This is a genomic window from Streptomyces sp. NPDC001970 (assembly GCF_053594115.1).
On record NZ_JBSFDW010000041.1, the window covers coordinates 65,624 to 73,088 of the forward strand.

A 7,465-nucleotide genomic window follows, 5' to 3' on the forward strand; every position below is an offset into this window, starting at 1 on the left:
GGAGAAGGACGCAAGCCATGAGCTCCGCAACCACCGCCCAGACGTTCGCCAAGGAGTCCACCACCGCCGACATCGTTGCTCGGACGGTCGATCTCTACCCCGGCTGGGAGAACCGCCGCACACTGTGGCACTCGGCCAAGGCCGACATCGCCCGCAAGGCCGGCCAGTAGCAGCCGAGCAACACCGGGGCGCGCCCACGCCGCGCCGTCCCCGACCCTGCGCACAGATCCCGCCCCCGAGCCGTCCCCTGGAGCCGTGACCACGATGACGATGACCTCCACACCTGCTGCGACGCCGGAGCCAGAGGGGCCGCACCCGGTCTGGCGCGTGCTCACCGAGCGCGCACAGGCCGACAGCCGGCCCGGGGCGCGCGCCGACGGGCATCGCGTCGCACTGGCCATCGAGGGAGGCGGGATGCGCGGCATCATCGCCGGCGGGATGGCCCTGGCGCTGCACGAACTCGGCCTGACCAATGGCTTCGACGCCGTCTACGGCGCCTCCGCCGGCGCCGCGTCCGGAGCGTGGCTGCTGAGCAGCAGCCCGCAGTCGCTGCGCTTCTGGGCGGAACCCCGCTACGCCAGAACGGCGATCCGGCACTCGAACCCTCTGCGCGGGCGGCCGCTCGTAGACCTGTACGCCTTCTACGAGGTGCTCTACCGCTACGGCGACCAGGACTTCGCGCCGATGGACTTCGCCTCGATCCTGGCCGGCGACATCGAGTACCACCCGCTGGCCACCGACGCCGCAACCGGCAAGTCCACCGACCTGCGGCCCTTCATCGGCGACGCCGCGGAGTTGCGCCTTGCACTGCGGGCCAGCGCCGCCCTGCCGCTACTGGCGGGCGACCCCGTGACACTGCGCGGGCGCCGGTTCTACGACGCAGGCGTCTCCGAATCCGTGCCCTACCGAACCGCGCTGGCCCAGGGCGCGACCCATGTCATGGTGCTGCGATCCCGGCGTGCGATCGACGCGGCGCGCCCCTCGCGCTCCGCCCCGGTCATCGCCAAGACTTTGCTGCGCCGTGAGCCCGCGGCCTTGCGCAGGGTGTTCCTCGACCGCGAAGCGCGCCTGGCCGAAGACGACGCGTACCTGGGCAACCACCCGGCGATCGTCTCGATCCGCCCCGCCCCGAGCACACCGCCGGTCGGCCGCCTGGCTCGCCAGAGCGACCTCCTCGAAACCGCACTGGAAGCCGGGCGTGCCGCCGTCCGCGAGGCCCACAGCCACCTGTACGACGCCCGAACACCCAGTGGCCACTGACTCCTGAGAGGACTCCGCTAGGTCTGTCTCGTTCTTGGCGTCGCGTGTGTCCTGCTGGGCAGGCGGTCGGCAGGTGGTGCAGATGCCGGTCCAGCGCCTCAGTACGTCCTGGAGGGCGCCTGGCCCCAAGAGTCCCCGCACCGGTCGCACCCTCCACCAAGTCCTCGGATGGCGGCAGCGGGGCTGGGGCCAGCAGCCGACCGGCCCGTTGCGGGCCGACGTCATCCCATGGCAGGTGGGCGGCAGCCGGCAGTTGGAGCGGGTGGCGCTGTCGGTGCACATGCAGACCGGCTCGGCGTTCTACTACCTCACCGACCACACCTGGACCCCCACGTCTTTGGTGTTCGGAGCCTTTCTGGGCCTGAGGCAACCGGACGACACCTTCGCCTCCTTCGAAGCCGAAGGGGAAACCTGGCGCTGGTGATGAGGATCTGCGAGCGATTTTCCCCAGTGATACCCGTTCGCCCCACTTGGTAGTTCATTCAACCTTGTGGGTCTGGAGAGCGAAGAGCGCGTTGCAGAGGAATGGCAGATCAGCAGCACCAGGACGTCGACGGCCCGCGACCTCTCCCGTATCGCCGGAGGTGGGTTTCCTGGCGATGCTCACACAGACGGGACCTCCAAGTACCTTCCGATGGCTAGTGGGAGGGCGCAGCCTGGCGGCCATACCTGGGAGGGCTGGACGGACACAGTGCCGCCGCGCGGCTGCCTGCCGGCGGAAGATCACATCCCAGGACCGGACGCGGTCGCTCACTCCCCGGGCGTCCTGTCGCGCGGATCGGCCGTGCCGCCGGCCGGTGAAGGCACGCAGGGCCAGCTCGATCCTGATTTCCTCGCTGTCCAGGACCGACTGCAGCCGGCGCAGGACGATGTCGTCAAAGATGCGCTGGACCAGCAGGACCGGCTCGTTCCAGCGCAGGCGGCGAGCTAGTGCCGTATCAGGCAACGTTCGCCCTGTTTACGCGGCGGCTGGGCGCAAGGTGATCAACGTTGGTTGATCAAAGGGCGAACGTTGCCTGATGCTGCACTAGTAGGGCTTGGTCAGGTTCAGCCTCTGGTGGCGTGTCCAGATGACTGGCTGCGCAGTTGATTGGATGTGACACCTGAGGACTTGGCCGCGGTGCGGTGTGATCTGGAGGATTTCGCGGCGGAGGTTTTTGAGCCGTTCGCGCGGAACGATCAGCGTCGGTGGGGGCAGGTCTACCTGCGTGGGCTGCTGACCGACGGGCAGCGTAAGTCGGTCGAACCGATGGCAGCCCGGCTCGGGGAGGACGGGAACCGGCAGGCCCTGGCCCACTTCATCACCACCAGCCCGTGGGATCCGGCGCATGTGAGGGCCCAGCTGGCCTGGAAGATGGAAGCAGCGATCCGGCCGAGTGCGCTGATTTTCGATGACACCGGCTTCCTCAAGGACGGCAACGCCTCGGCGTGCGTGTCCCGGCAGTACACCGGCACCGCGGGCAAGGTCACCAACTGCCAGGTGGGGGTCTCGCTGCACCTGGCGTCCGACCATGCCTCGGCAGCGGTCAACTGGCGGCTGTTCCTGCCCGAGACCTGGGATCCCACCTCGCCGAAGGCGGACCCGGACAAGGCCGCCCGCCGCACCGCCTGCGGCATCCCCGACGACGTCCGGCACGTGGAGAAGTGGCAACTGGCCCTGGACATGCTCGACGAGACCAGCTCGTGGGGCATCGAGGTGCCACTGGCCGTCGCGGACGCCGGATCGGGCGACGCCGCGGCCTTCCGGCACGGCCTGCAGGCCCGCGGCCTCAACTACGTGGTGGGGATCTCCACCACCCTCTCGGCTCAGCCCGGCGAGGCAGTGCCGGTGACCGAGCCCTACTGCGGAAGCGGGCGACCGCCCGCTGCGAAGTACCCTGACAAGCCGCGGTCGGTGAAACAACTGGTCATCGCGGCGGGCCGGAATACGGCGAAGCCGGTGCAATGGCGTGAGGGCTCCCGGCCCGGCACCGGCCGCAGCGGCTTCAAGCGGATGTACTCGCGGTTTGTGACCGTGCGGATCCGGCCTGCCGGCCGCGAGGTCCGCCAGGCCGTTGACGGCCCGGAACTGCCCGAGTGCTGGCTCCTGGCCGAGTGGCCCGCCGACCAGGCCGAACCCGTCCAGTTCTGGCTGTCCGACCTGCCCGCCAGCACCCCGCTGACCACCCTGGTCCGCCTGGCCAAGCTCCGCTGGCGCATCGAGCACGACTATCGCGAGATGAAACAGACCCTGGGCCTGGCCCACTTCGAGGGCCGCACCTGGAGCGGCTGGCACCACCACGTCACCCTCGTCTCCGTCGCGCACGCCTTCTGCACCCTGCAACGGCTGGTCCACGCCCCAAAAGACACCGCGCCAGCCTGAGCCTCTACCGGATCGTCCGCGAACTGCAGACCCTCCTCGCCACCTGGAACGGCGCCTGCCCCACCTGTCACCGCGACATACCCACACCAGCCCCAACCTGACCAAGCCCTACTAGGAAGCGCGTCGGCTCTGGCCCCGCCCGGCGAGCCGCACGAAGCCGTCCAGCCCTCGTGGTCTGCAAAGCCTGGCACCGGGATCGGTGTTCCGGGCTCCGCACCCATGTCGATCTCGCGGGTCAGCCTTCGGAGGGACGCGGGGAGCGAAGGTGCGCCCGTTCCTTCAGCTCCTCCTCGTCGACCAACGTGAGCATCGGCTGACCCGGCGCGCACACCATGGTCACCAGGAACTTGGTCGGTGCGTCCGACAGGGCGTTGCCGTCCTGGTAGTGGATCACGTCACCGCCCGGCTCCCAGAACGTCCCACCGGCCTCGACCACACGCTCCGGCTCACCCTCGAGCTCGAACCGGACCGCGCCCTCCATCACGTAGCCGAACGACGGGCCCGAGTGGCGATGCGGAGGGAGCCCGGGGTGACCGGGAGGCCAATCGACGAGGATCGTCATTCCCGAACCACCTTCGGGAAAGAAGGGCGGAGTGACTTCCTGCAGCAACTGGACTTCGGACGGCAAGGAGCCCTCGTGGGCGGTCCCGTGATCTGGGTTCTTCTCTGACATGTACCACACCTCCGTAAGCCTGCCCGGAAATGGACTATCTTGCGTCGGCCACCGCATTCCGGACCGGTGTACCGACCCACTCGTTCGGCGGTGACCAAGTTCGCCGGTTCCCGGCTCACACAACTCGCTTCGCGATGAGGACAAGCCACAGCCGGCATCCGTGACAGGCCGTGTGCCTTCTGCCTCGCCCAAACGGTCTCGAGACCACCCTGCCTCCCCTCGGCGGCCGCCACAATCCGGGAGCCAGCGGCATCGAGACCGCATCGCACCATGTCATCGGCGGGCATTTAGGGGCGTTTCAGAAGTGGATCTTGATGTGTCAAGATCCACTTCATGGGGCGGCATGATCTGACGAATGCGCAGTGGGCGAAGCTGGCGCCCTTGCTCCCGGCCGACGTACGCATCGCCATCGTCTGCGACAACTTCTTTCCGCACCTGACCACCAAGCGCTGCCGCCGAGTCGCGGAGTGGACCGAGGCCAACAACGTCGAGATCGCCTACTCCCCGACCAACAGCTCCTGGCTCAACCGGATCGAAGCCCAGCTCACCGCCCTGCGCTACTTCACCCTCGACGGCACCGACCACGCCAGCCACAAAGCAGGGCAGCATGATCCGCCGCTACATCATCTGGCGGAACAAGCACGCCCAGGACGAGCGTCTACGCGAGGTGGTCGCCCGGGCAAACGTCGCCTGAGCTGCCATTGTGTGCGGGGTGAGGTCACTCTTCGGCACTCGGGCGGACGTACCACTCCGAGGAGAAGTCCGCTTGCAGCACGACTTCGTCCTGCCTGAGGTACTCCGCGTCATGAAGTACGACTCCGCTTACCACAAAGTGGCTGCCACCCGAGTCGACCGAGTCGCGCATCTCACCTGACCTGGGACGCAGCGGCACGTCGATCCGCACCGGAGTCTTGCCGGCAATCCGTTGAGAGCTTCACGTAGTTCCCCCACTGTCAGCTCGACGGTCTCATGCCGGTAGCGCTCTACCTCCACGTCATCAGCCATGCCGCACAGGATAGAAGCAAGCGCCTTTGATCAACCAACGTTGATCACCTTGCGCTCAGCCGCCGCGTAAACAAGGCGAACGTTGCCTGATGCGGCACTAGCCACGTCATGGCCAGCACGGCCGCGAGGATTGCCACGATGACTTCCAGGCCCCGCATTCGGCACCTCCTTCCCGATGGGGCAGGCACCCGTTTCCCTGGAGGTTCAACCCTGGGTGAGTTCGGCCAGGGCGTCGAGACGGGTGGGCGTCCAGCCGAGCTCGCGGCGCGCCCGGGCGCCGCTGAACTGCTGGTCGAGGGCGAATGCCTCGGCGATCGGGCCCATCCGCTGTACGGCCTCCTCGAGGGTCAGCGAGTCGATCCTGCCTGGGCATCCGGCGGCGTGGCTGAGGGCTCGGGTGACGTAGGTCAGCGGAAGGTTCTGGCCGCTGACCCCGGCGTAAACGGAACCGGCCGGGGCGTTCAGGGCCAGGACGTACAGTTCGGCGATGTCGTCGACGTGGACCAGCGCCCAGTGGTTGGAGCCGTCCCCGATGCAGGGCACGGCACCTGCGGTGCGCCCCGGCTCGACGAAGAACGACTGCACCAGTCCGCCGGAGCGGCCGTAGACCAGCCCTGGCATCACCACCACCGGGTGCTCTCCGGTGGCGGCCCGGGCGAGCACCCGCTTCTCGTTGTCCAGCCGCCAAGCGGTGATGCGTGGCGGGCTCAGCGGGGCGTCCTCGTCCACGACCCCGTCGGTGTCGCCGTACACCCACACCCCGCCCGTGTGCACATAGGGGTCGCTTCCCGCGCCGTCCTGCAGTGCCTCTGCCGCTGCGCGGTCGACGTCCGCGGTGCCCTCGGCGTAGTCCACCCCGAGGTGGATGACCCCGTCGGCCCCGCGGGCCGCCTCATGGAGGACATCGGTGTCGGTGAGCGCCCCCGCAACCGGGGTGGCACCAAGGTCCGACACGGTGCGCGCCGCGTGCTCGCTGCGTGCCAGCGCCGTCACGCCAATGCCGTGCCTGGTCAGTGCCCGGATGGTGGAGCGGCCGATGTAGCCGGAGCCACCTGTGATGAAGATCTGCATCGCTCTCACGGTCCCTGTCGATGGCGGCGGGGGATTCCGCCGCTCCTCCACCCTGGCCCCGTGCCGCGGCCGGCGTCCAAGACCTCTTCCGTCAGCGGTGATGTCCCCAGGGAATCAGTGCTGGGCAGCGGCGATGTCGGCGAACTCCGGGAGCAGAGGGGAGCGGCGGCCGGCGCTCCAGGCAAGGCAGACCTCGTTGGGGCCGATGTCGTCGATGGGCACATGCGCGACATCGGTGTGGGTGTAATAGGCCGCGGTGGACAGTGGAAGGACGAGGACGCCCCCGGACGTCGCGACGTGTTCCAGCTTCTCCTCGACGGTGGCGAACGAGGGCCGCGGCCCGGCTCCCTCGCCGCCGGTCCGCTCGGGGAGGTCACGCCACTCGGGGACGGCGTCGGGGTCCTGCAGCAGCCGCTCGGGCGCCAGATCCGCGATAACGATGGACTCCTTGCCCGCCAGCCGGTGGTCCGCCGGCAGTACGGCGACGCGGGGCTCCCGGAAGAGCGGGCGCAGCTCCAGGCCGCGATGGTCGACGGGCAGCCGTACGAAGCTCACGTCGAGAAGGCCCTCGTGCACCCCTTGGACCTGGTCGCCCCAGGAAGTGCGCACCACCTGCACACTCAGCTCGGGATGCCTGGCGGAGAAGGCGCGCACCGCGCCGGTCACGGTGATCCCGGGCATGAAGCCGACCGTGAACGCCGAAGATCCGTGGGCGGCCTGCTGGACCCGGCGGCACAGAGCCTGCGAGGCGGCCAGCAGGGGGCGCGCGTCCTCAAGCAGTTGACGGCCGGCGGCCGTCAACTCGGTGGTCTGCTTGTTCCTGGTGAACAGCTGCGCGCGCAGCTCCTGCTCCAGCGCGCGGATCTGCCGGGACAGCACAGCGTGATGTGCAGCCGCTCGGCGGCCCGGCCGAAGTGCAACTCCTCGGCCACAACCACGAAGTAGCGCATCTTGCGCAGATCGACATCCACGACATCTCCCACCGTGCAGACGCCACGTTCTCGGCAACGGGTGAAACGAGGGCCACGGACGGCGGATGAAAAGTGAGCCACTCTGCGATCTCTTGATCATCCTGACTTCACTGGTTCTGAAGT

The 7,465-nt window shown here is 68.5% G+C and carries 7 protein-coding genes and 2 pseudogenes; 5 read left to right on the top strand and 4 right to left on the bottom strand.

What is annotated here, in order from left to right:
* The first annotated feature begins 17 nt into the window (after positions 1 to 17).
* The 4 genes from ACWCP0_RS35060 to ACWCP0_RS35075 all read left to right on the top strand — a co-directional run bounded on the left by ACWCP0_RS35060 (position 18) and on the right by ACWCP0_RS35075 (position 3,622).
* Positions 18 to 170, top strand: a complete 153-nt coding sequence (locus ACWCP0_RS35060) for a hypothetical protein (RefSeq protein WP_451082790.1) — start codon at positions 18 to 20, stop codon at positions 168 to 170.
* A gap of 94 nt (positions 171 to 264) precedes the next feature.
* Positions 265 to 1,260 carry a patatin-like phospholipase family protein gene (locus ACWCP0_RS35065; protein ID WP_451082798.1) on the top strand — a complete coding sequence of 332 codons (996 nt, stop codon included), beginning with the start codon at positions 265 to 267 and terminating at the stop codon, positions 1,258 to 1,260.
* An 82-nt stretch (positions 1,261 to 1,342) separates the two neighbouring features.
* The gene (locus ACWCP0_RS35070) at positions 1,343 to 1,684 is read left to right on the top strand and encodes a hypothetical protein (protein WP_451082791.1); all 342 of its coding nucleotides are present in this window, start codon (positions 1,343 to 1,345) and stop codon (positions 1,682 to 1,684) included.
* A gap of 672 nt (positions 1,685 to 2,356) precedes the next feature.
* Positions 2,357 to 3,622, top strand: a complete 1,266-nt coding sequence (locus ACWCP0_RS35075) for an IS701 family transposase (protein ID WP_451082792.1) — start codon at positions 2,357 to 2,359, stop codon at positions 3,620 to 3,622.
* A gap of 235 nt (positions 3,623 to 3,857) precedes the next feature.
* Here the strand turns inward: ACWCP0_RS35075 and ACWCP0_RS35080 are convergent, their stop codons facing one another.
* Positions 3,858 to 4,295: a cupin domain-containing protein gene (locus ACWCP0_RS35080; RefSeq protein WP_451082793.1), complete on the bottom strand. Its 438-nt coding sequence runs from the start codon at positions 4,293 to 4,295 to the stop codon at positions 3,858 to 3,860.
* Positions 4,296 to 4,682: 387 nt separating this feature from the next.
* Between ACWCP0_RS35080 and ACWCP0_RS35085 the strand changes: the two are divergent.
* Positions 4,683 to 4,989: pseudogene (locus tag ACWCP0_RS35085) on the top strand (transposase); the annotation flags it as partial.
* Between the two features lie 515 nt (positions 4,990 to 5,504).
* Here ACWCP0_RS35085 and ACWCP0_RS35090 read toward each other — a convergent pair.
* From ACWCP0_RS35090 to ACWCP0_RS35100, 3 genes and pseudogenes are all read right to left on the bottom strand, one after another.
* Positions 5,505 to 6,371, bottom strand: a complete 867-nt coding sequence (locus ACWCP0_RS35090) for an NAD-dependent epimerase/dehydratase family protein (protein WP_451082794.1) — start codon at positions 6,369 to 6,371, stop codon at positions 5,505 to 5,507.
* A gap of 114 nt (positions 6,372 to 6,485) precedes the next feature.
* Positions 6,486 to 7,052 (bottom strand): LysR family substrate-binding domain-containing protein, encoded by a 567-nt coding sequence (locus ACWCP0_RS35095; RefSeq protein WP_451082799.1) that lies wholly within the window; start codon positions 7,050 to 7,052, stop codon positions 6,486 to 6,488.
* A 162-nt stretch (positions 7,053 to 7,214) separates the two neighbouring features.
* A pseudogene (locus ACWCP0_RS35100) lies at positions 7,215 to 7,321 on the bottom strand (LysR family transcriptional regulator); the annotation flags it as partial.
* Between the last annotated feature and the right edge of the window lie 144 nt (positions 7,322 to 7,465).

Coding starts and splice junctions, on each gene's coding strand:
- ACWCP0_RS35060 (WP_451082790.1), top strand. CDS start 18: ATGAGCTCCGCAACCACCGCCCAGACGTTCGCCAAGGAGTCCACCACC.
- ACWCP0_RS35065 (WP_451082798.1), top strand. CDS start 265: ATGACGATGACCTCCACACCTGCTGCGACGCCGGAGCCAGAGGGGCCG.
- ACWCP0_RS35070 (WP_451082791.1), top strand. CDS start 1,343: ATGCCGGTCCAGCGCCTCAGTACGTCCTGGAGGGCGCCTGGCCCCAAG.
- ACWCP0_RS35080 (WP_451082793.1), bottom strand. CDS start 4,295: ATGTCAGAGAAGAACCCAGATCACGGGACCGCCCACGAGGGCTCCTTG.
- ACWCP0_RS35090 (WP_451082794.1), bottom strand. CDS start 6,371: ATGCAGATCTTCATCACAGGTGGCTCCGGCTACATCGGCCGCTCCACC.
- ACWCP0_RS35095 (WP_451082799.1), bottom strand. CDS start 7,052: ATGCCCGGGATCACCGTGACCGGCGCGGTGCGCGCCTTCTCCGCCAGG.